The 24,699-nt window shown below is 40.9% G+C and carries 18 protein-coding genes and 1 pseudogene; 15 read left to right on the top strand and 4 right to left on the bottom strand.

All coding sequences use genetic code 11. The features are described 5' to 3' along the window. Nucleotides 1-188: 188 nt before the first annotated feature. Nucleotides 189-1,097, bottom strand: coding sequence for a LysR family transcriptional regulator (locus ACTG7Q_RS05285; protein WP_439241626.1), 909 nt, complete (start codon nt 1,095-1,097; stop codon nt 189-191). A 109-nt stretch (nt 1,098-1,206) separates the two neighbouring features. Here ACTG7Q_RS05285 and topA point away from each other — a divergent pair, with 109 nt between their 5' ends. From topA to purF, 4 genes are all read left to right on the top strand, one after another. Next, nucleotides 1,207-3,813 (top strand): type I DNA topoisomerase, encoded by a 2,607-nt coding sequence (topA, locus tag ACTG7Q_RS05280; RefSeq protein WP_439241624.1) that lies wholly within the window; start codon nt 1,207-1,209, stop codon nt 3,811-3,813. Nucleotides 3,814-4,130: 317 nt separating this feature from the next. Next, nucleotides 4,131-4,571, top strand: coding sequence for a terminus macrodomain insulation protein YfbV (gene yfbV, locus ACTG7Q_RS05275; RefSeq protein WP_439241622.1), 441 nt, complete (start codon nt 4,131-4,133; stop codon nt 4,569-4,571). 84 nt (nt 4,572-4,655) lie between these two features. Next, nucleotides 4,656-5,153 (top strand): CvpA family protein, encoded by a 498-nt coding sequence (locus ACTG7Q_RS05270; protein WP_439241934.1) that lies wholly within the window; start codon nt 4,656-4,658, stop codon nt 5,151-5,153. A 14-nt stretch (nt 5,154-5,167) separates the two neighbouring features. Next, on the top strand, nt 5,168-6,679 hold the full coding sequence (gene purF, locus ACTG7Q_RS05265; RefSeq protein WP_439241620.1) for an amidophosphoribosyltransferase: 1,512 nt from the start codon (nt 5,168-5,170) through the stop codon (nt 6,677-6,679). Nucleotides 6,680-6,958: 279 nt separating this feature from the next. Here the strand turns inward: purF and ACTG7Q_RS05260 are convergent, their stop codons facing one another. From ACTG7Q_RS05260 to ttcA, 3 genes and pseudogenes are all read right to left on the bottom strand, one after another. Continuing rightward, entirely contained in the window at nt 6,959-7,249 is a 291-nt protein-coding gene (locus ACTG7Q_RS05260; RefSeq protein ID WP_439241618.1) for a hypothetical protein, read from the bottom strand. A 29-nt stretch (nt 7,250-7,278) separates the two neighbouring features. Beyond that, nucleotides 7,279-7,821, bottom strand: a pseudogene (locus ACTG7Q_RS05255) (IS256 family transposase, variant Zn-binding type); the annotation flags it as partial. 201 nt (nt 7,822-8,022) lie between these two features. Then, a complete protein-coding gene (gene ttcA / locus ACTG7Q_RS05250) occupies nt 8,023-8,946 on the bottom strand; it encodes a tRNA 2-thiocytidine(32) synthetase TtcA (protein ID WP_439241616.1) in 924 nt (307 codons plus the stop codon). Nucleotides 8,947-9,122: 176 nt separating this feature from the next. On the opposite strand from ttcA, the gene mukF reads away from it, so the two are divergent. The 11 genes from mukF to ACTG7Q_RS05195 all read left to right on the top strand — a co-directional run bounded on the left by mukF (nt 9,123) and on the right by ACTG7Q_RS05195 (nt 24,695). Then, nucleotides 9,123-10,457 (top strand): chromosome partition protein MukF, encoded by a 1,335-nt coding sequence (mukF, locus tag ACTG7Q_RS05245; protein WP_439241614.1) that lies wholly within the window; start codon nt 9,123-9,125, stop codon nt 10,455-10,457. 9 nt (nt 10,458-10,466) lie between these two features. Then, a complete protein-coding gene (locus ACTG7Q_RS05240; RefSeq protein ID WP_439241612.1) occupies nt 10,467-11,363 on the top strand; it encodes a type II restriction endonuclease in 897 nt (298 codons plus the stop codon). Beyond that, a complete protein-coding gene (locus ACTG7Q_RS05235; protein ID WP_439241610.1) occupies nt 11,360-12,355 on the top strand; it encodes a DNA cytosine methyltransferase in 996 nt (331 codons plus the stop codon). Before ACTG7Q_RS05240 ends, ACTG7Q_RS05235 begins: the two co-directional genes overlap by 4 nt. Nucleotides 12,356-12,379: 24 nt before the next feature. Next, on the top strand, nt 12,380-13,123 hold the full coding sequence (gene mukE / locus ACTG7Q_RS05230; RefSeq protein ID WP_439236003.1) for a chromosome partition protein MukE: 744 nt from the start codon (nt 12,380-12,382) through the stop codon (nt 13,121-13,123). Beyond that, the gene (gene mukB, locus ACTG7Q_RS05225; RefSeq protein WP_439241607.1) at nt 13,123-17,640 is read left to right on the top strand and encodes a chromosome partition protein MukB; all 4,518 of its coding nucleotides are present in this window, start codon (nt 13,123-13,125) and stop codon (nt 17,638-17,640) included. Before mukE ends, mukB begins: the two co-directional genes overlap by 1 nt. A 77-nt stretch (nt 17,641-17,717) precedes the next feature. Beyond that, nucleotides 17,718-18,626: a DUF5655 domain-containing protein gene (locus ACTG7Q_RS05220; protein WP_439241605.1), complete on the top strand. Its 909-nt coding sequence runs from the start codon at nt 17,718-17,720 to the stop codon at nt 18,624-18,626. Nucleotides 18,627-18,634: 8 nt separating this feature from the next. After that, on the top strand, nt 18,635-19,489 hold the full coding sequence (locus tag ACTG7Q_RS05215; protein WP_439241603.1) for an EamA family transporter: 855 nt from the start codon (nt 18,635-18,637) through the stop codon (nt 19,487-19,489). A gap of 3 nt (nt 19,490-19,492) precedes the next feature. Beyond that, nucleotides 19,493-20,911: an exodeoxyribonuclease I gene (gene sbcB / locus ACTG7Q_RS05210; RefSeq protein ID WP_439241601.1), complete on the top strand. Its 1,419-nt coding sequence runs from the start codon at nt 19,493-19,495 to the stop codon at nt 20,909-20,911. A 20-nt stretch (nt 20,912-20,931) separates the two neighbouring features. Then, nucleotides 20,932-21,351 carry a hypothetical protein gene (locus ACTG7Q_RS05205; protein ID WP_439241599.1) on the top strand — a complete coding sequence of 140 codons (420 nt, stop codon included), beginning with the start codon at nt 20,932-20,934 and terminating at the stop codon, nt 21,349-21,351. Nucleotides 21,352-22,375: 1,024 nt separating this feature from the next. Then, nucleotides 22,376-23,695 carry an L-cystine transporter gene (locus tag ACTG7Q_RS05200; protein WP_439241597.1) on the top strand — a complete coding sequence of 440 codons (1,320 nt, stop codon included), beginning with the start codon at nt 22,376-22,378 and terminating at the stop codon, nt 23,693-23,695. A 247-nt stretch (nt 23,696-23,942) separates the two neighbouring features. Next, nucleotides 23,943-24,695: an FkbM family methyltransferase gene (locus tag ACTG7Q_RS05195; RefSeq protein ID WP_439241595.1), complete on the top strand. Its 753-nt coding sequence runs from the start codon at nt 23,943-23,945 to the stop codon at nt 24,693-24,695. Nucleotides 24,696-24,699 lie beyond the last annotated feature (4 nt).

Genomic DNA, 24,699 nt, shown 5'->3' with positions numbered 1-24,699 from the left:
AGACTAAGCGACTAGGCAATGTGCTACTGGAATAGCACAACGCCCACGCCGATAGCACGAAAGGGATTATAACACAAACAACTGCTTTTCAAAGTGGTTGTTTGTTTTTTATATAGTATTGATAAAAAATACAGCGGAATTAATAATAGAACCAAATACAAGGTTTTAGACAGTCCAAAACAGCCACTTTAATTGTGGCTGTTTTTTATCCCCCCTAACTTCAACCCTTGCAAAAATCCCACAAAGGCTTTGACTTTCGCCGCCAAATGGCGACGGTGTGGGTAAATGGCGTGTAAGTCAAGGGTTTGTGGTTTGTAATGGGTTAACAGTTCCACTAATTCACCAGAGGCCAGTTCTTTTTCAATGAGAAAATAAGGCTGATGGATAATGCCTAATCCCGCCTTAGCCATTTCTACAAGAGTGAGGCCGTTGTTGGAAATGAGTTTAGATGGCATTTTTATGCGTTGAACTTGACCATCATTGTGAGTAAATTCCCAATAAATTTGATTGCCAGAATTTTTGTAGAGCAAACAATCGTGCTGTTGGAGTTCCGTGAGCGTTTGTGGTTGGCCTTTTCGTGCAATATAATCAGGCGAGGCAACGAGGTGCATGGTTGTGGTGGCGAGCTTTTGGGCCACTAAGGAACTGTCCTGCAAGGTGCCGATACGCAAGGCGACATCATATCCCTCCGATAACAGATCAACACGACGATCGCTAAAATCCATTTCAATATGCAAATTGGGATTGGCTTTGGTAAAGGCGGCTAAATTCGGCGCAATAAAACGTAAACCAAAATCCATTGGGACAGACACCACAAGATTGCCTTGTAAGGAAGATGACAGATTACTAATGCTTGCGTCGGCCTCATGTAATTCTGTTAATATAGGTTGGCAATGTTGATAATAAACTAAGCCTGCCTCAGTTGGGGAGATTTTTCGGGTTGTGCGTTGCAATAAACGTGTTTGTAATTGTTCTTCCAGTTGAGCGACTAATTTACTCGCCATGGCAACAGAAATATTTTCAAGTTGGGCGGCTTGGGTAAAACTTTGGGTTTCAATCACCTTACAAAAGACCGAAATTGCGTTTAGTTTATCCATTTAACACCCTTTTGAAAAAAAATTGTTGACCTAATAACCATTCCTTAGGCAATATAAAAAAAGAAAGTAATCAATTTTACACAAATTAAACAAAATTAGGTATCTAAATATGAGCAAATCCTTAGTGATTGTGGAATCGCCAGCCAAAGCGAAAACCATTAATAAATATCTGGGCAGTAACTATGTGGTGAAATCCAGTGTTGGACATATCCGTGATTTGCCGACCACAGGGACAGTTAGCGGCGAAAAAGCAAAGCCTATTTCCACCAAAGGACTCAGTGCGGAAGAAAAGGCCAGTATCAAAGCAGAGAAAGATCAGAATGCTTTAGTCAAGCGCATGGGGATTGATCCTTATCATGGCTGGAAAGCCAATTATCAGATTTTGCCAGGCAAGGAAAAAGTGGTGGCAGAATTAAAATCCCTTGCGAAAAAAGCCGATCATATTTATCTGGCCACCGACTTGGATAGAGAGGGGGAGGCCATTGCTTGGCATTTGCGTGAAGTGATTGGCGGGGATGATGCGCGTTTTAGTCGGGTGGTGTTTAACGAAATTACCAAAAACGCCATTAAACAAGCCTTTGAAAAGCCAGAACATTTAAATTTAGACCGAGTGAATGCACAACAAACCCGCCGTTTTTTAGACCGAGTGGTGGGCTTTATGGTGTCGCCGTTACTTTGGAAAAAAGTCGCTCGAGGTTTATCCGCAGGACGTGTGCAATCGGTGGCGGTGAAATTATTGGTGGAACGTGAGCGTGAAATTAAAGCCTTTTTGCCCGAAGAATTCTGGCAAGTGGCAGTAGATACGCAAACGGCCCAAAAACAAAAAATTCGCTTAGATGTCACCGCACTTCAAGGCAAAAAATTTGAGCCGAAAAACCAACAACAAGCACAAAGTGCGGTGGATTTTTTGCAAAAATCCGCCTTTGTGGTATCTGATTTAGAAACCAAACCGACCACATCAAAAGCACGTCCACCGTTTATTACCTCCACTTTACAACAAGCGGCCAGCACAAGATTGAGTTTTAGCGTGAAAAAAACCATGATGTTGGCACAACGCTTATATGAGGCGGGTTACATCACTTATATGCGTACCGACAGCACCAATTTAAGTGCAGATGCGTTAAATATGGTTCGCCATTATATTGAACAGCAATTTGGAACGGATTACTTACCCGCCAAACCGAATTTTTATTCCAGTAAAGAAAATGCCCAAGAGGCGCATGAGGCCATTCGTCCTTCTGATGTTAAGGTATTAGCAAGCCAATTATCAGGCATGGAAAAAGATGCTGAACGTTTATATGATTTAATTTGGCGTCAATTTGTGGCGTGTCAAATGCCACAAGCGCAATATGACAGCACCACGTTAACGGTGACAGCAGGGGAGTATGAATTAAAAGCCAAAGGCCGTATTTTACGTTTTGATGGTTGGACAAAAGTCTTGCCGCAATTAACCAAATCGCCTGAAGATCAAGAATTGCCATCCGTCAAGGTGCAAGACACATTGCAATTAGACGCCGTGTTACCAAGTCAGCATTTTACGAAACCACCGGCACGTTTTACTGAGGCCGCTTTGGTGAAAGAGTTAGAAAAACGAGGTATTGGCCGTCCGTCAACCTATGCCGCAATTATTTCTACCATTCAAGAACGTGGTTATGTACGTACCGAAAACCGCCGTTTTTATGCGGAAAAAATGGGCGAAATTGTGACCGATCGTTTAAATCAATCGTTCAGTGAATTGATGAACTACGATTTCACCGCCAATATGGAAGATACGCTAGATAAAATTGCCAACGGTAGCAAAAATTGGAAAACCGAACTCAATCAATTCTTTAAAGATTTTTCTGAGCAACTTAGCACCGCAGAATTAAATGAACTAGACGGCGGCATGAAACCGAATAGCTTGGTGGAAACCGATATCGCTTGTCCAACTTGTGGTCGCAACATGGCGATTCGCACTGCCAGTACTGGCGTCTTTTTAGGTTGCACAGGCTACGCCTTACCGCCGAAAGAACGCTGTAAAAGCACGGTGAATTTAATTCCAGAGGCAGAATTGTTAAACGTGTTAGACAGCGAAAGCGAGGCAAAAGCCTTGATTGCTCGTAAACGTTGCCCAAAATGTGATGCCGCCATGGACAGCTATTTATTGGATCCGCAACGTAAATTACATATTTGTGGGAATAATCCAAATTGTGATGGTTATGTGATTGAACAGGGCAGTTTCAAAATCAAAGGCTATGACGGTCCCGTAGTGGAATGTGATAAATGCGGTGCAGACATGCACTTAAAATTAGGGCGTTTTGGCAAATACATGGCCTGTACGCAATGTGACAACACCCGTAAAGTATTGAAAAATGGCGACGTTGCCCCACCAAAAGAAGATCCGACCCATTTCCCAGAATTGAAATGCGAAAAATCCGACGCTTATTTTGTGTTGCGTGATGGCGCCAGTGGCGTATTTATGTCTGCGCATAATTTCCCGAAATCTCGTGAAACAAGAGCGCCTAAAGTGGCCGAATTAGCGTTATATCGAGATCGTTTGCCTGAAAAATTGCAATATTTAGCCGATGCACCAGTAAAAGATCCTGAGGGTAATGCGGCGATTGTGCGGTTTAGTCGTAAGGAAAAACGGCAATATGTGACATCGGAAGTAAATGGGAAGCAGACTAAATGGATTGTTGATTTTGATGGTAAGCATTGGGTTGAGCGGAAAAAATAAAATAATACTCTAACAAAATGGGGTCCCCGTCTTTGCCGCCTGAAAATAGTTAAATTTGTAGGAAAAGTTGTACTGTTTACTCACTGGGTTCGCCCTACGGGCCGTTGCTAAAGCAACGTTCAAACGCTAAAGCGTTTGTGAGCGTAGCGAGTTTACAACTTTTCCGTTAAGCAAATTTAACTATTTTCAGGAAACAAGGCAAAATCGGGGCGTGCTTTCTTTTTGCTTACTTTTGCTTTGCACGAGCAAAGAAAAAGTAAGTCGCCAACGGCGAAACCCAATTTAAAAACAACAAAATATTGTAATAAAAAGAAAAAATGACATTATTCAACACACTACAAAACGGCCAAACCTACCAAAAAACGTGGTTTCCTCACCCCAAACTCAACCAAATTTTCCCTGAAAATCGGGTCATTAAAACCACCAAATTTGCCCAAACCCTCATGCCTTTTATTGCCGTGTTTGCCATTGTCTGGCAACAATTTTTTGTACCACATAGTCAAGTGGCATTGGCGGCGGCAATATTAACCGCATTGTTTGCCTTGTGTATTCCGCTACAAGGACTATATTGGCTCGGCAAACGTGCCAAAACCAGTTTACCTAAGCAAACTGCGGTGAAATTTCAGCAAATTTCTATGCAACTTCGCCAACAAGGTGTAGCGTTGCCACAGATGGATAAACCGACTTATCAAGATTTAGCTTTTTTATTAAACAAAGCCAACCAACATTTACCCGACACATTCTGGCAAGACCTCTAAATCTAAAAGCAATCGTTTTCTTTTTGCGGAATTTTCGGTAGAATAGCCAACGTTGTTTTTCCTATTTTTGAGATGATTATGTCAGTGATTGATTATATTATTATTGGTATTATTGTATTTTCCGTGATTGTGAGCTTATTACGGGGCTTTGTGCGTGAAGTGTTGTCACTGGCAACGTGGATTGTGGCGTTTATTATTGCTAGCCAGTTTTACCCTTATTTAGCCGGCCTGTTAACCCAAATTGATTCTGAATATATCCGTAACGGCGTGGCTATCGGTATCTTGTTTATATTAACCCTGATTGTGGGGGGGATTGTGAATTATGTCATTTCGCAATTAGTGGATAAAACAGGGCTGTCAGGCACGGATCGGGTGTTAGGCGCCTGTTTCGGTTTTTTACGTGGTGTATTGATTGTTGCCGCTTTACTGTTCTTTGTAGATACCTTTACTAATTTTGAACAAAGTGATGCGTGGAAATCGTCGCAATTAATACCGCACTTTGGTTTTGTGGTCGAGTGGTTTTTCCAACAATTACAAGCCAATTCCAGTTTCTTAAATTCAACCTTAACCCCCGTGAAATAAAAGGAGCATAGCAAATGTGTGGCATCGTCGGTATTGTTTCTCAAACTCCCGTTAATCAGGCTATTTATGATGCGTTAATGGTGTTACAACACCGTGGGCAAGATGCCACTGGGATTGTCACCGTTGATGACGAAAACTGTTTCCGCTTACGCAAAGCCAATGGTTTGGTCACGGATGTGTTTCAGCAAGTGCATATGCAACGATTACAAGGAAATGCCGGAATTGGGCATGTGCGTTATCCAACGGCGGGCAGTTCTAATGTGTCGGAGGCGCAACCGTTTTATGTGAATTCACCTTATGGGTTAGCCTTAGTGCATAACGGTAATTTAACCAATTCGGATGAACTGAAAGATAAACTGTATAAATTAGCCCGTCGCCATGTTAACACTCATTCCGATTCTGAAGCCTTACTGAATATTCTTGCTCACCATATCGATCAGATCGACAAAGAAATCCTGTCTCCGCAAGATGTATTTTGCGCCATTCGTGCCACGAATCAGGATATTAAAGGCGCTTATGCTTGTGTGGCAATGATTATTGGGCATGGCTTAGTGGCGTTTCGTGATCCAAATGGTATCCGTCCGTTGGTGTTAGGACAACGGGAAGAAAATGGAAAAATGGAATATATGTTTGCCTCTGAAACCGTGGCGTTAGATACCGTTGGTTTTGAATTTGTGCGAGATGTAAAACCGGGTGAGGCCATTTATGTGACCTTTGAGGGCGAAATTTTTTCCGAAATTTGTGCGGAACAGACGCAACTCACCCCTTGTATTTTTGAGTATGTGTATTTTGCACGCCCTGACAGCACCATAGATGGCGTTTCTGTGTATGCGGCGCGAGTACACATGGGCGAACGTTTAGGTCAGAAAATTGCTCGAGAATGGAAAGATATTGACATTGACGTGGTGATTCCTGTACCAGAAACCTCCAATGATATTGCCTTGCGAATTTCAAATGTATTGGGCAAACCTTATCGTCAAGGCTTTGTGAAAAATCGTTATGTAGGACGTACCTTTATTATGCCTGGGCAAACCCAACGGGTGAGTGCGGTACGACGCAAATTAAATACGATTTCTGCGGAATTTAAAGGCAAAAACGTGCTATTAGTGGACGACTCCATTGTGCGTGGCACAACCTCAGAGCAAATTGTCGAAATGGCACGTGCGGCGGGGGCAAATAAAATCTATTTTGCCTCGGCGGCGCCCGAAATTCGTTATCCGAATGTGTACGGCATTGATATGCCAACCAAGAATGAATTAATTGCCTATGGCCGTAATGTTGAGGAAATTGCGCAGTTAATTGGGGTGGACGGTCTAATCTTCCAAGATCTGGAGGCATTAAAAATTTCCATTCAGCAAGAAAACCCAGCTATTCGAGAATTTGATGCGTCGGTATTTACAGGCCAATATATCACCGGCGATATTACGCCTGAATATTTAGATAGCATTGCCTCAAAACGTAATGATAAAGCCAAGAAAAAACGTGAAAAAGATGCAACGAATTTAGAGATTCATAATGAAAGGTAGTCATGTTGAATTATCTTCGCTCAGATAGGAAAAATTTAGCCAGAGATATTAAATAAAGACTGTTCAGACAGTGCGCCAAGTTTTGATCGAACGCAAATAAAAGTGCGGTGAAAAAATAGTTATTTTTCCCTAAGCTACGGAGTACCGTCACCATGCTTAACTTAGTATGCCGGTGCTAAGTATTGAAAACAAAATAGGGGCCATTTTCAGAACGATGTAAAATTTGGGCTACCTTTCTTGTTGTTTACTTTTTCTTTGGCATAATGGACAAAATGGTTGCTATTTAGCATTTTCTTTAACTGAATAGCAACTTTTCTTATTCAAAAAATCCTGTATAAACAAGATCTTATTCTTTGTTTTTAAAGCGCTATGTGCAGCTAATTTCTTCTTCAGTTCTTTAAATAGCCCTTCAATCCGATTTGTTGTTTTTTCAATCTTTAGTTCAGGATATTTCTCAAAAGTAAACAGGATATTTTCATGTCGTTTTAAGCTGAAATAGACACTTCTAAGTTGCTTGTGTTTGAACGGTTTTCTACCATTTTGTTCAGCTTTTTCTGAACGCTCTAGCAAGTAATTTTTGTGTTTCTGATGCCATTCATTTAGATTACGATAAAATACTTTTTTAGAACTTTTTTAAGCGTTTTTATCAGCTCTTGTAGCTCTTTTCCTGCTTCAGATTTTGGTTTCCTTGTGAGCTTTCGCATAACGAGTACAACTTGATGAAACTGGTAAAGTTGAATGGGAGTATCAAAAAGATCTTTCAGTAAATCATGTTTCCCATCACAAGTAATGGATTGAATTTTATATCCTTTTTCTCGTAACTTGTTCATTGCAACTTTGTAATAAATCGCTTTTTCTGTTTTTACAATTTGATGATAGATCACTGTATCGGTAATCGAATTCATAAAAACCATAACCCAAAATTTACGTCCAAAGAAGGTAACATCCATGATGATATTGATAGGGGTGAATTCAGGCTCAATAAGCAGCGATTTGGGGGCTTTTTTGATGTGTCGTTGAATGGTTCGTATTGAACATTGATACGTCTCTGATAGCTCTTTTAACGTTTGTTTTTTAACAGAGTAATCATGCCAAATTTGAGCAGAATTTAGAGGAGAAGTATTGCTAAATAATTTCCCGCAAGATGTGCATTTGGCTGTGGCGTAAAGATCCCCTGTTGGGACAGGGGATAGAGTGGGTTTTAGGCTTTGTGCATTTGCTACATAATACCGATACTATAAGGCTTTAACTCACTACTTAGCAACCATTTTGTCTATTAAGCCTACTTTTTCTTTGGCAAAGCAAAGAAAAAGTAGGTCGCCATCGGCGAAACCCGATTTAAATTAAATCACTTCTTTAAAATCAATCTTATTCTCTAACTCAAAATCTTCATTTTCATCATTCAAGGACACCGCAGAAAATTCTTCCTTATCAAACGCCAAATCTCCCTCAACGCCCTCAATTACCCCACCTTTTTTAATCCCTTTAAAATCAAATAATTTCGCATCACACAAATGAGATGGCACAATATCTTGCATCGCACTAAACATGGTTTCCAATCGCCCTGGGTATTGGCGATCCCAAGTGTTCAACATCTCTTTCACCACTTGACGTTGCAAATTCGGTTGTGATCCGCAAAGATTACATGGGATAATCGGGAATTGTTTCGCAATGGCGTATTTCTCAATGTCTTTTTCTTTACAATAAGCCAGTGGGCGAATCACAATGTGCTTTCCGTCATCACTAATCAATTTCGGTGGCATTGATTTGAGTTTTCCGCCATAAAACATATTTAAGAATAGTGTTGCCAACATATCATCACGGTGATGACCCAAGGCAATTTTTGTTGCACCGAGTTCCGTGGCGGTGCGGTATAAAATCCCACGACGCAGACGAGAGCAGAGTGAGCAAGTGGTTTTGCCTTCAGGAATTTTTTCTTTCACAATGCCGTAAGTATTTTCTTCCACAATTTTGTAATCCACGCCAATGCTGGCAAGATAGCTAGGCAAAATATGCTCAGGAAACCCCGGTTGTTTTTGGTCTAAATTCACCGCTACAATATCAAAATGAATCGGGGCGTTGAGCTTAAGATTCAGTAAAATATCCAACAGCGTATAACTATCTTTCCCGCCTGACAGGCAAACCATCACTTTGTCGCCGTCTTCAATCATATTAAAATCCGCAATGGCATTACCCACATTACGGCGTAAGCGTTTTTGTAGTTTGTTTAGGTTGTAGGTGTGTTTTTTGTCTTGTTCGGTTGTCATTGGTGCTATCCATTAAAATTTGATTTGTGTATAGTAAAGGGTAGGCGAAAAAATTCAATAAAAAATTAAAATTTTTACCGCACTTTTTTGTGACGATCAAGAACTTACAATATCAACAAAGATCCTGTATAATCTTTCCCAATTATGTCTATTTTCAAAGGTTGTGAGAAATTTTAATGTCTGAAACATCACAAACTATCCCCGAACTGGTGTCGTGGGCGAGAGAGCGAGAGTTTTCGCTGTCGCTCAACACCGAACGGCTAGCGTTTTTACTTGCCATTGCACTTTATAATAACGAACGCTTTGACGGCGAGATGCAAGAATCTGATCTGGTGGATATTTTCCGTCAAGTGTCATCTGAATTTGAGTATTCTGAGAGTGTCGTCACCCGAGCCAACAATGCCATTAATGATTTGGTGAAACAGCGGTTTTTAAACCGTTTTAGTAGCGAGTTTACCGAAGGACTTTCCATTTACCGCTTGACCCCGTTGGGTGTGGGCGTGTCTGATTATTATATTCGTCAACGTGAATTTTCCGCTCTTAAGTTGTCCGTGCAGCTTGCCATTGTGGCAGATGAAATTCAGCGTGCATCGGAATCAGCGGAAGAAGGTGTGCGGAAAAACGAAGATGCGTATTTTTGGCGGCGAAATGTGTTTGCACCGCTCAAATATTCCGTGGCGGAGATTTTTGATAGCATTGATTTATCACAACGCATTATGGACGAAAATCAGCAGGGCATTAAGCAAGAAATCGCCGATCTGTTAAGCAAAGATTGGCAAGCAGCTATTGCCAGCTGTGAACGGTTGTTAGATGAAACATCGGGCAATTTGCGAGAATTGCAAGATACCTTAAATGCTGCTGGCGACAAGCTACAAGCCCAATTATTGCGGATTCAAGACTGTATTATCGGGAATAGTACGCTGTATTTTATTGACCAGTTGATTGTAGATTTGCAGGCAAAACTTGACCGCATTATCAGCTGGGGACAGCAAGCCATTGACTTGTGGATCGGCTACGACCGCCATGTGCATAAATTTATTCGTACCGCCATTGATATGGATAAAAATCGGGTGTTTAGCCAACGATTACGCAATTCCATTCATCATTATTTTGATGCCCCGTGGTATTTGTGGACGGCACAAGCGGAACGCTTAATCGATTTGCGTGATGAAGAATTGCTGTTGCGAGATGAAGATGCCTTAGGCGAATTGCCTGATGAATTGCAGTATGAACAGCTTTCCGACTTGCACGATCAAATTGTAGAAACGATGCAAACCTTGCTCATCGCCCAACGTGAACACAATCAACCGATTGATTTAAGCCTTGTGTTAAAACAACAGCTTGAACATTATCCACTTTCTCGCCATTTTGACGTGGCACGCATTATCGTGGATCAAGCAGTGCGATTAGGTTTAGCCAGTCAAGATCTCTCGGGCATTTATTCCCCGTGGCAACCGATTAATAACGCAGGTGCAGAAGTGCAAGCGAATGTGATTGATGAATTTAAATAGGGTATGTTGATGAAAAGCATTGAGAAATTATTTAAATTGCCAGCGGAAGAAGAACAACACTTTGCGGAGTTTATTAAAAAGCAACGTGCTTTGCATATTTCTAGCCCGAAAGATACCGCCAAAAAAGCAACAGAAAATAATGCCAAATCAATCAATAAATTACTGAAAGATAAGCAAATTTCACAAGCGATTTTGCATTTGCGTGAATATAGTTATGAAGAATATTTAAAGGAAGAATCTGCCTTTAATAGCGTGATTTTGCAAGAAATTAGCCGACAATTTGACACACCTAAGCAATTTATCACCGATTTAAGCCTTGATTTTTTTCAGCAAGATATTTCTTCTTTTGAGCAATGCCAAGAACAGTTAATTCAACTGGTAGGCGAATATGCTGGAGCGATTAGCCCTTATATTTATCAACTTTGTTTGAGCAATACCCAATCTCGCCGTTCTCGTGCAGGCAAAGTGTTTGAAGGGATTGTTTATTTTTTATATGAGTATTTTGGTTATCCCTTTAATTCTCAATCGCAAATTGGGCGACAAACTTTTTCTAAATTAGGGCTAGGAAAACTGGTCGATTCTTTATTGCCGAGTGTGGAAGCCTTTAATGAACGCCGAGATAAAGTGATTGTAGGGTCAATGAAGACTACGCTAAGAGAACGTTGGCAAGAAGTGGTAGAAGAAGTTAGCCGTTCCAATGTGCCAAGTATTTATTTATTGACCGTAGATGATGATATTTCCGACAATAAAGCGGTTCAAATGGGCAATCATAATATTGTGTTGGTGGTATTGAACGCCGTCAAACAACAAGCACATTTGAAAAACAAACGCAGTATTATTGATTTTGAAAGCTATTTTTTAGACGAAATTCCAGCCATTATGACTTATTGGAGTAAATCACAATGATAAAAATAATTGATTTATTCGCAGGGATTGGTGGTATTCGGCTTGGTTTTGAACAAGCCTTTGGAGCAGTGGATTGCGTATTTACGTCAGAAATTGATAAATATGCAGTGCAGACCTATCAAGCCAATTTTCCCAATGAAAAAATCAGTGGTGATATTACCCTAATTGATGAAAGTGCGGTGCCAAATCACGATATTTTATTGGCTGGTTTTCCTTGTCAGCCTTTTTCGCAAGCTGGCTTAAAGAAAGGTTTTACGGATACTCGTGGTACGTTATTCTTTGATATTGAACGGATTTTGTTAGCCCAAAAACCGCAAGCCTTTTTATTGGAGAATGTAAAACAATTAAAAGGACACGACAAGGGCAAAACGCTCGCCGTGATTTTAGAGCATTTGAAATCCGCTGGTTACAAGGTTTATTATGATGTGTTGAAAGCCCGAGATTTTGGGATTCCGCAGAACCGAGAACGCATTTATATTGTAGGCTTTTTGGATCATAGCGTGCCTTTTGAATTTCCCAAACCCCTTGATTTAACCACAAGAGTGGGCGATATTTTAGACGATGATGTAGATGAAAAATACACCATTTCAGACAGACTTTGGCAAGGGCATCAACGGCGGAAAGAAAATAATAAACGTAACGGAAAGGGCTTTGGTTACGGGTTGTTTAATACGAATTCAGAATACACTAACACCATTTCCGCTCGTTACTATAAAGACGGTAGTGAGATTTTAATTGAGCAAAAAGGGAAAAATCCACGCAAATTGACCCCAAAAGAAGCGGCAAGATTACAAGGTTTTCCACGGGATTTTACGATTCCTGTTTCTGATGTGCAAGCCTACAAACAATTTGGAAATAGCGTTTGTGTGCCTGTGGTGAAAGCCATTGCGGATAATATGCGACAGGCAATGGGTGTCGCTAAAATAGAAAAAACATTTTATTATCGCCAACCTAATCGGGAAATACCTACCCAATTAGCGATGACATTTTAAGTATAAAAAAGAAGAGAACAAAAAATGACAGACAATCTTCAAGACGTGATTTCAACCAAACTTGCAGCCGCTATTGCCAATCCGCTATTTCCTGCGGTGGATAGCCAGTTACGGGCAGGGCGGCATATCGGGCAAGAGTATTTAGATAATTATGCGTTTTTAGGCGATTTTCAGGCAGAATTAGACAGTTTTTATCGCCGTTATAATGTGGAGCTGATTCGTGCCCCCGAAGGGTTTTTCTATTTGCGACCAAAAGCCACGACTTTGATTTCACGTTCCGTGTTGTCGGAGCTGGAAATGTTGGTGGGGAAAGTGCTTTGTTATCTGTATTTAAGCCCTGAACGGTTGGCTCAACAGGGGATTTTTTCGGTGCAAGAAGTGTATGATGAGTTGCTCAATTTGGCGGATGAAGCGAAATTATTGAAAGCGATTAATTTGCGTGCCAGTGGGTCGGATTTGGATAAACAAAAGCTGGCGGAAAAAGTGCGAGCAGCCATTGGGCGGTTACGCCGTTTGGGAATGTTGCATACGGTGGGCGAGCAGAATAGCGGTAAGTTTACCATTTCCGAATCGGTGTTCCGTTTTGGGGCGGAAGTGCGGTCGGGGGATGATCCATTAGAAGCCCAATTACGCTTGATTCGGGACGGTGAAGCGGCAAATCCACAGTCGTTGCAAGCGGAAAAAGCGGCGTTCAATCAAGAAACTGCGGTGGAAAATGACGAAGATTTTGATGATAGCCAAGATGAGAATGAAGAAGGGGCGGAATAATGGCAGAGTTTGAATTAGAACAAGATGATTTAAGCCAACAAGATGTGGTAGAAGAAATGCAGGAAGAAACAGAAGAAATTTTCACCGCCGTTTCGCCATTTCAACCGCAAGCAGGGGTAGAACGGGGCAAATTCCGCTCGCTCACGCTGATTAACTGGAACGGTTTTTTTGCTCGCACCTTTGATTTAGATGAACTGGTGACCACGCTGTCGGGTGGTAACGGAGCAGGGAAATCCACCACAATGGCAGGCTTTGTCACGGCGTTGATTCCTGATTTGACCTTGTTGCATTTCCGCAATACCACCGAAGCAGGGGCAAGTGGCGGATCCCGTGATAAAGGGTTGCACGGCAAACTTCGCCCTGGGGTGTGTTATGCGGTGTTGGATACCATTAATTCACGTCATCAACGCACCTTGGTTGGGGCAAGATTGCAACAAATTGCAGGGCGTGATAAGAAAGTGGATATTAAAACGTTCAGTCTGCAAGGAGTGGAATTATCCATTAATCCCACTACGATTTTCACCGAAGTGGTCAATGACCGCCAAGCCAAAGTGTTGAATTTAAACGAACTTAAAGACAAGATTGACGATATTGGCGGACAATTCAAGCAATATCATTCCATCGCCGATTATCACGCAATGATGTTTGATTTGGGGATTATTCCAAAACGTCTGCGTTCATCCAGTGATCGTGCGAAATTCTATAAACTGATTGAAGCGTCCTTGTATGGGGGGATTTCTAGTGCCATAACCAAATCCTTGCGTGATTATTTGTTGCCTGAAAATTTAGGCGTTCGCAAGGCATTCCAGGATATGGAATCGGCGTTGCGGGAAAACCGTATGACTTTGGAAGCCATTAAGCTGACCCAAGCGGATCGGGATTTATTTAAACATTTGATTACCGAAACCACCAATTATGTGGCATCGGATTATATGCGTAACGCCAATGAGCGTCAGGGCAATATTGAAAATGCCTTGAAGTTCCGCCGTGAGTGGTACCAAGCTAAGTCGGAACAGGCGTTATCGCAACATCGTTTGATTGATTTAAGCCGTGAAGCTCAGGAATTGGCAGAAACCGAAAAAGGGCTGGAAGTAGATCATCAAAGTGCGGCGGATCATTTAAATTTGGTACTAAATGCGTTACGTCATCAAGAAAAAATTGAGCGTTATCAAGACGATATTGGTGGCTTAACCGAACGTCTTGAAGAACAAAAAATGGTGGTGGAAACTAGCCAAGAACAGCTAGAAGAAAGCCAAGCCCAATTTGAGCAATTAGAAAGCGAAGTGGATCAAATTCGCAGCCAGCTTGCCGATTATCAACAAGCATTAGATGCCCAACAAACTCGAGCGTTGCAATATCAACAAGCCATTGCGGCGTTAGAAAAAGCCAAACAGCTCTGCGGATTGGCAGATTTGAGCGTGAAAAATGTGGACGATTATCAGCAGGAGTTTGCCACTCAAGGGGAGATTCTGACCGAAAAAGTGCTAGAGCTTGAGCATAAAATGTCCATTTCCGAAGCGGCAAAATCGCAATTTGATAAAGCCTACCAGTTGGTGTGCAAAATTGCAGGTGACGTGCCAAGAAGTGCAGCGTGGGAATCGGCGAAAGAACTGTTGCGTGAATACCCAACCCAAAAACTCAATGCGACCCAAACCCCACAATTACGAGCGAAGTTACACGAATTGGAACAGCGTTTTGCCCAGCAACAAGCTGCGGTGCGTTTATTAAAAGAGTTTAATCAACGTGCCAATATGCAGTTGGACACCGCGGATGAGCTAGAAGAATTTTACAGCAAACAAGAAGCCATGATTGACGATTTAACTAGCGAACTTTCCGATCAAGTGGAAAACCGTTCTACCTTACGTCAAAAACGAGAGCAGTTAAATCAAGCCTATAATGAACATTCGCAAAAAGCCCCTGCGTGGTTATTGGCTCAAGCCGAACTTGAACGATTAACCGAACAGTCGGGCGAGCAGTTTGGTGACAGCCAAGATGTGATGAATTATATGCAATCATTGTTGGTAAAAGAACGTGAGTTCACCTTGCAACGGGACGAGCTAGCTCAAAAACGTCAACAGTTAGAAACACAAATTTCACGTTTAAGCCAACCTGATGGCTCAGAAGATGCGCGTTTGAATGTGTTGGCAGAGCGTTTTGGCGGCGTGTTGTTGTCCGAACTTTACGATGATGTGCCGATAGAAGATGCTCCGTATTTCTCCGCCCTTTATGGTCCTGCTCGCCATGCCATTGTGGTGCGTGATTTAGCCGCCGTGAAAGCCCAACTTGCCAATTTAGACGATTGCCCTGATGATTTGTATTTAATTGAAGGCGATCCAAGTGCCTTTGATGACAGCGTGCTATCTGCCAATGAGTTGGAACACGGGGTGGTGGTGCAGGTATCGGATAGGGAAGTGCGTTATTCCAAATTCCCTGAAATTCCGTTATTCGGGCGTGCGGCTCGGGAAAAACACTTAGCGGAATTGGAAATTGAGCGTGACAATGTCACAGAAAAATATGCCGAAGTCGCCTTTGATGTACAAAAATGCCAACGCTTACACCAACAATTTAGCCAATTTGTCGGCTTGCATTTAGCCTTGGCATTCTTGCCAAACCCAGAAGAAAACCTGCGAGCCATTAATACGGAACGCAATGAAATTGAGCGAGAATTAACCGCACTTTCCACAGGCGAACAACAGGCACGCTTGAAATTAGATCAAGCCAAAGAAAAAATGCAGTTGCTCAATCGGATTATTCCACAATTAGCCGTGATTGCCGATGAAAGCCTGCAAGACCGCATTGAAGAATGTCGGGAGCAGTTGGATAATCTTGAGCAAGATGAATTGTTTATCCGCCATCACGGCGTGACATTGTCACAGTTAGAGCCGATAGCGAACAGCTTGCAAAGCGACCCTGAAAATTACCAGCGTTTAAAAGACGATTTAGCCCAAGCCGTGGCAATGCAAAAACAAGTGCAACAGAAAATCTTTGCCCTGAAGGATGTGGTACAACGCAAAGCCCATTTTGCCTATGATGATGCCATTCAAACCGAAAGCAACAGCCTAAATGAGCAACTGCGGTTGAAATTGGAGCAGACCCAAGCACGCCGTGAGCAACAACGTGAACAGCTCCGCCAAAAACAAGCACAATTTGCCCAATATAATCAGGTGATGATTCAGTTGCAAAGTGCGTATAACAGTAAAAATGATTTGCTCAAAGAATTATTGGCGGAAGTGAGTGAATTAGGCGTACGAGCAGACCTTGGAGCAGAAGAGCGTGCGAGAGTGCGGAAAGATGAATTATATCAACAACTTTCCACCAACCGCCAACGCCGTTCTTATGTGGAAAAACAACTCACCTTGATTGAAAGCGATGCAGAAAATTTAACTCGCCGTATTCGCAAAGCAGAGCGAGATTATAAACAGCAACGTGAAATCGTGGTCGCCGCCAAAGCCAGTTGGTGCGTGGTATTACGGTTATCTCGCAACAGCGATGTGGAAAAACGACTACACCGCCGTGAGCTTGCCTATTTATCCGCAGACGATTTGCGTTCAATGTCGGATAAAGCCCTTGGGGCATTACGCCAAGCGGTGGCAGACAATGAATATCTGCGTGACAGCCTGCGTTTGTCGGAAGATAACCGCAAACCTGAAAACAAAGTGCGGTTCTTTATTGCGGTGTATCAACATTTGCGTGAGCGGATTCGCCAAGATATTATCAAAACCGACGACCCAATTGATGCCATTGAACAAATGGAAATTGAGCTTAACCGCTTAACGGACGAACTCACAGGGCGTGAGCAAAAATTGGCGATCAGCAGCGAATCGGTAGCGAACATTATGCGAAAAACCATTCAACGTGAACAAAATCGTATTCGTCAGCTCAACCAAGGATTACAAAATATTTCCTTTGGACAAGTGAAATCCGTGCGGTTGGTGGTGAATATCCGTGATACCCACGCTATGCTGTTAGATGCCTTATCAGGCGAACAGCAGGAATACCAAGATTTATTTAGCGACAATCGCATCACTTTCTCAGAAGCGATGGCGAAACTCTATCAACGCATTAATCCGCATATTGATATGGGTAACCGTACCGCCCAAACCATCGGCGAAGAATTGCTCGATTACCGCAATTATTTGGATTTAGAAGTGGAAGTGTTCCGTGGTGCAGACGGCTGGTTGCGTGCCGAAAGTGGCGCATTATCAACAGGTGAAGCCATTGGTACGGGGATGTCTATCTTATTAATGGTGGTGCAAAGCTGGGAAGAAGAAAGCCGCCGTATTCGTGGCAAAGACATTGTGCCTTGCCGCTTGCTCTTCCTTGACGAAGCCGCACGACTTGACGGCAAATCCATTTCCACCTTGTTTGAATTATGCGAACGGTTAGATATGCAATTATTAATCGCCGCCCCTGAAAATATCAGCCCAGAAAAAGGCACGACCTATAAACTGGTGCGGAAAATTGCGGGGAATCAGGAGCAGGTTCACGTTGTTGGACTTCGGGGATTTGGACAATAATTGTAGGGGCGTATTGCATACGCCCAAAACAGATTGAGCAAAGGGCGTATGCAATACGCCCCTACGGAAATAGGACAATGTTGCTATTTAAACAAAACGAAAACGGCTTATCTTCACTACAAGAAAAGCCCTTTAAATTGGAAAAAGAAATTCAACGCTTGTTTGAGCAAAATCTGGCGGTGATTTCCGATTATCAGCTGATAAAATCGGAATTTAGCATTAAAAATAGCCGTATTGATACCTTAGCCTTTGACCCTGAAAATAATGCTTTTGTAATTATTGAATATAAACGTAGCCAAAATTTTAGCGTCGTGGATCAGGGGATTTCTTACCTGAATTTAATGCTAGAAAACAAAGGCGAGTTTATCGTGGAATATTATGAAAGTGGCTTGCCGAAGTTAAAACGAGATGAATTTGATTGGTCGCAATCTAAGGTGATTTTTGTCTCACCAGCCTTTACGGATTTTCAGAGCCAAGCGGCGAATTTCAAAGATTTACCAATAGAATTATGGGAAATTCATCAATTTGAAAAGGGGATTGTGTCCATCGTTCCACTGAAAAAATCCAAATCCGCCCCGAGTTTTAAACAAATTAAAACGGCACAAAATACGGATTTAGAGAAAGTGGTCGGTGAAATCAAAGCCTATTCGGAGCAAGATCATCTGAACAACAAAAGCGATGAAATATACGAACTGTATGAACAGTTTCAAGAAGCTATTTTAAGACTGGATGCAGAATTAGAACCAAAAGCACTCAAGCATTATATTGCCTTTAAAAAAGGGAAGAAAAACCTTGCCTATATCAAAATCCAGCAAAACAGCTTAAAAATTTTCATTAATTTGAAAAAAGGCACATTAAACGATCCGAAAAATATCACGGAAGATGTGTCAGAAAAAGGACATCACGGCACAGGGGATTATCAAATCACCGTGAAAGATTCTCGTGATGTGGAATATATTATGAGTTTAATTAAACAAACTATTTAGGAGCCAACATGCACTTTCTCATTCTCGCTATTCTATGTAGCGTTTCCGTTTCTATCTTATTTAAGATGATAAAACGTTACAACGTCGCTACTGATCAGATGGTCGCATTTGGCTATATTATTGCGTTATTGTTGAGTTATTTCCTATTATCTCCTGATTTCAAAGGATTAGGGTTTACCGAATATGTGGTAGAAAGTGAGTCTAAATCGATTTTCTTAACCCTTGGCGTATTATTACCGGTAGGCTTTTTGGTTATGTCAAAAGCCGTGGAACATGGCGGGATTGTGCGTACCGACGCTGCACAGCGATTAGCATTATTTTTGCAAATTGTGGCAGCGGTAGTGATTTTCGGTGAAACCCTAACGGATATGAAAATTGTTGGGGTCGTTGTGGCCTTTTTTGCGTTATTTGGTTTGTTGTTTAAACCTGCTGGTGCAATGGGAAATGCCACAAAAGCAGCACTGGCTTTAGGGGGCGTCTGGTTAATTTGGGGAACCACTGGCATCTTATTTAAGAAAATTGCCTTACAAGGTGGGGCATTTCCAGCCACGTTATTTATCTCATTCGCCTGTGCTATGGTGATTATGTTCGCCTATTTACTCATTAAACGAACCCAATGGACAGTGCCGAGTTTACTGGCTGGGATGTTATTAGGGGCATTAAATTTCGGTAATATTCTGTTTTATATTTATGCCCACCAATTCTATAAAGAAAACCCAACCATTGTGTTTGCTACTATGGATTTAGGCGTGATTTGTTTAGGTGCCGTTGTGGGTGCTTTTGCTTTTAAAGAGAAAATTAGCAAAATGAATATGGCGGGTATCCTGTTAGGTATTGTGGCTATCTTATTATTAAGACTGTAAATTATGAACAACGAATTTAGCTTTTTTATTTACGATTATGAGAGCTTTGGTATCAGCCCAAGCGAAGATCGTCCTGCACAATTTGCAGGTATTCGGACCGATAAAGATTTTAACATTATCGGCGAACCAGTAATGTTATATTGCAAGCAAAGCAATGATTATTTACCGAGTCCCGAAGCGGTGTTGGTAACCGGCATTACCCCACAAGAATGTAATGAAAAAGGCTTGCCTGAACCTGAATTTGCAGAAAAGATTTTAGCCGAATTTAGCCAGCCAAATACGTGCATAATGGGCTATAACAGCATTCGTTATGATGACGAAATGACCCGTTATACCTTTTATCGCAATTTTATTGACCCTTATGAATACAGTTGGAAAAACGGTAATTCTCGGTGGGATTTGTTGGATGTCGTACGTGCGTGCTATGCCTTGCGACCTGACGGTATTGAATGGGCGTATGATGATGACGGTGTGCCGAGTTTCCGTTTGGAAAAATTGACCGTTGCCAACGGCATTGAGCATAGTAACGCTCACGATGCCATGGCAGATGTGTATGCCACTATTGCCATGGCTAAGCTGATCAAGCAAAAACAGCCTAAATTATTCCAATTTTTCTTTGAAAATCGGGGCAAAAAAGCCCTTGAAAGTTTAGTGAATATCGCTGAAATGACACCGTTGGTGCATGTTTCTGGCATGCTAGGGAATTATCGGGGAAATTGCACCTGGATTGCACCTTTAGCCTGGCACCCAACAAATCAAAATGCGGTGATTGTCTGCGATTTATCGCAAAATATCGACGATTTGCTCACAAAATCCGCCGATGAACTGCGAACACATTTATATACCAAAAAATCTGAATTGGAAGAACAGGGGATTTTGCCTGTTCCGCTTAAATTAGTGCATTTAAATAAAAGTCCGATTCTTGCACCAGCCAAAGTATTACTGCCTGAAAATGCCGAACGTTTAGGGATTGATCGTCAATTATGCTTGGCAAATTTACAAAAACTCCGACAATCACAGCAAGTGCGGTCAAAAGTGGAAGACATTTTCAGCCAAGAACGCCAATTTGAAGTACGTGATAATGTAGAAACTGAATTATACAGTGGCTTTTTTAGTCCAAATGATCGCAATAATATGGCCATTTTACGCCAGTTATCGCCCGAACAATTGGCAAATCACGGTTTAACCTTTGAAGATAACAGGGTAGAGAAGTTGCTATTCCATTATCGAGCTAGACATTATTTCAAAACCTTAAATCGAACAGAGCAGTTGCAATGGGAGCGTTATCGTCGCCGTAAATTGGAAAAAACTGCGGTGGATTTTGAGCAAAAAATTCAAAATCTGATTGAAGAATACAGCAATGATGAAGAAAAATTGCCGTTATTGCAGCAAGTGTATGAATACGCTACGAAATTATTGTAAACAAAGATAAGATAAACAACATGAATATCTTAATTGATTTTGATGGCACTTGCGTCACCCATAAATTTCCCGAGATTGGTGATGATGTGGGGTCAGCACAAGTGTTACGTGATTTGGTGAAAAATGGCCACAATCTGATTCTGTTTACCATGCGAGCAGAAGATTGTTATCTGGCCGAGGCCTTGGATTGGTTTAAGCAAAATAAAATTGAATTGTATGGCATTAATGTCAATCCAACACAGTATAAATTCACCAGTTCACCCAAAGCCTATGGTAATTTGATTATTGATGATATTGCATTGGGGATTAAAAAGTTACAATGTCACTATAATATTCCTTGCGTTGACTGGAAATGGGTGGCAGAGCAGTTATGCGAACAAAAGCTATTAACGCCAGCACAGATTCAGCGATATGATTTTAGTATGCAGGCTTATTTGTAATAATTCATAAAAAACAAAACCGCCATAATGTACATATATACATAAGGCGGTTTTCTTGTTATAATTCATCTCGGCTGGTCAGGTGTTTTTATTACCTGACGGGCAGGTCAGGTAGTGACACATCTCCAGTTTGTTTTAATTAAACCAAATAGGAGAAAGACCGATGAGAATTATATTTATAATTTTAATCGTGTTATTTGTGTTGCTTTATAGCCCGTTAGCTTGGTAACACGAATAACCAGTCAAGACAGTAAGGGGAAACCCTTGCTGTCTTTCTATTATAAGGTTTCCAACGTAATTTTCAAGTCCTATTGTGAATCATCTTAAATCTGATTATCTCATCTAGATAAATTTTGACACAACTATCAACAATAATTACCCAGATTTTACGTAGCGTTGTCAAAAATAGCCGTTAGAAATACCTGTCTAAATCTTCTTTTTTCACTAGTACAAACCGTGACTTTATGTGAACAACCTCTAAAAATAACCGTGACAGATCTCGTTTATACCTTTATTTGTCTTGTTTAACTGTTGCAACGTGACTGTTGATAACTCTGTGATTTATTTAATTCGTAGTATCTGCTAACCTTATAACTAATTTCGCATAATGTGTATTATGTTAAATCATGTAATGAAAATGTCACATTTAAAGCGGCTGTTTACAGCTACTCTATAATATGGATTTAGTTTAGGTAAAAAATGAAATTTATGGTTTCCATGCCATGATGAGAACTAAGTATTAGATTTTATGTTTTTCCATAAAAATTGTGGTGATGTTGTTTTTTATTGAACGGTTTATTTCTTGAGTTTGTTTTCGTTGATAACGCTATGTGAAATCTAGAAAAGATAAGGCATAAATTCTCGCTAGATTTTGACAATAATATTTTTACTATATGTGACATTGTCACGTGTATTTGTCATTTTTTCTCGTTATAACTTATTCTGAATTGTCATAACTTCATTTTGAGTATTCTGGTATCATACTCGCCTATTTTCTCTTTTTTATTTATAAGGAATTAAATTCATGCTTATTGTCACTTTTATTGCATTTTTAGCCATTCTTTACGGCTTAAATGTACTGTATCGTAAAAATCAAAAATTAGGCTCAACCGTATTTGTCGCTTTAATGCTAGGTTTATTATTCGGGGCTACCCTGCAAACTTTCGCAGAAAAATCATTAATTGACACCACACTTGACTGGATTAATTTAGTCGGTAACGGTTATGTCAGATTATTACAAATGATTGTAATGCCGTTGGTTTTTGTTTCTATTCTGTCTGCGATTACCAAATTAAATCAGGCCAGTTCATTAGGGAAAATCAGCTTTAGTGTATTGGGCGTATTATTAGTCACCACGGCCATTGCCGCTGCGATTGGGATTGCCATGGCGTATGCTTTTGATTTATCGGCAGATGGATTAATTGCGGGTGAACGTGAATTAGCGGCACAAGCAAAAGTAGATGGACGTGTAGATCAAGTAAGCCATTTAAGCATTCCAGCAATGCTACTCTCTTTTATTCCGAAAAATCCTTTTGCCGAACTCACGGGAGCCAATCCAACTTCAATTATTAGTGTGGTAATTTTCTCTGCTTTACTCGGCATTGCCACATTGAGTTTGCGTAAAGAAAATGAAGAATTGGGTAACCGTATTGCACAAGGTGTGGACACCTTAAATCAATTAGTGATGCGTTTGGTTCGTTTCGTTATTCGCTTAACGCCTTATGGTGTGTTTGCATTAATGATAAAAATGGCCTCTACTGCAAAATGGGCAGATATTGTGAATTTGGGGAGCTTTATTGTGGCCTCTTATTTAGCCATTTTATTGATGTTTATCGTACATGGTCTTATTCTTGCATTGTCCGGTATTAACCCATTAAATTACTTCAAGAATGTGTTGCCGGTTCTAAGTTTTGCCTTTACTTCTCGTTCAAGTGCCGCTTCTATTCCGCTGAATATTGAAACGCAAACCGATAAATTAGGCAATAAAGGCGTGATTGCGAATTTCTCTGCAACCTTTGGGGCAACCATTGGACAAAATGGTTGTGCGGGGATTTATCCAGCCATGTTAGCCGTCATGGTCGCCCCAACCGTCGGTGTTGACCCCTTCACGGTACAATATATTTTAAGCCTTATTCTAGTAGTTGCCATTTCTTCTTTTGGTATTGCTGGTGTCGGTGGCGGTGCAACCTTTGCAGCGATTGTGGTATTATCTAGCTTAAATCTTCCGCTCGCTTTAGTTGGTTTATTAATTTCTATTGAACCGCTCATTGACATGGGACGTACGGCGTTAAATGTCAATGGTGCCATGGTAGCAGGTACGTTGACAAATAAGTGGTTGAAATAACCGTTAGTTAAATAAGCCAAAGTGCGGTGAATTTTTCATCGCATTTTTTGTTACTAGGTCCCTATACAATGATATTGAGTATGTTAGAATAATCGTATTAAAAATCCCTTTACATTAGATTGGAGTTTACTCAAAATGCCTGACCAACCAACCAACCAACCAACCAACCAACCAACCAACCACAACCATAACTAATTCCACTACTCGGCCTATATCCTTTATTCTTGCTTCCACCCATACTGGAACCATGATCTTAAATCGACAAGATTATACCTCTAATGCCAATGGCGAATATTTTGGCGTAGGTTATCAATATTTGACAACATCCGAATTTGATCAGCATGAAATTAATCTTGCTTTACAATTATTACGACTACGCCGTCAATATTATGGTGATGGTGTTCAAGCCTTGGATTGTGGAGCAAATGTTGGTGCACATTCGATTGCTTGGGGAAATGAGATGACCCATTGGGGAAGTGTGTTATCTTTTGAAGCTCAGGAACGTATTTATTATGCGTTAGCAGGAAATATTGCGATTAATAATTGCTTTAATGTTACGGCATTAAATGTTGCTTTAGGGGATGATAGCCAACAGAAATTCTTATTTATTCCTAAATTAGATTATAACCAACATGCTTCCTTTGGCAGTTTTGAATTAAAACAATTAGCACACCCTGAATTTATTGGTCAACATATTGATTATCAACAATCTGAGAAAATCAAAGTTCCTTTATTATCTTTAGATAGCCTTGAATTACAACGCTTAGATTTGATTAAAATGGATGTTGAAGGTATGGAAGAAGAGGTATTAAAAAGCGGTTTAAATTTAATTAAACGATTTAAGCCAGTAATGCTGGTAGAAATTCTAAAGACGGGATTAGAACCGGTTAATAATCTTCTACTCCCTTTGGGATATAAAACGTTCTTGCAAGGTATTAATGTATTGGCTGTACATCAAGATGATCCGGTGTTAAAACATATTAGTGTAAATTCCCAATAAAAAA

The organism is Lonepinella sp. BR2474, from assembly GCF_051851555.1.
Classification (GTDB): domain Bacteria; phylum Pseudomonadota; class Gammaproteobacteria; order Enterobacterales; family Pasteurellaceae; genus Lonepinella.
Note: the sequence above shows the minus strand (reverse complement) of the source record. Positions and strands in the feature narration are given on the sequence as shown.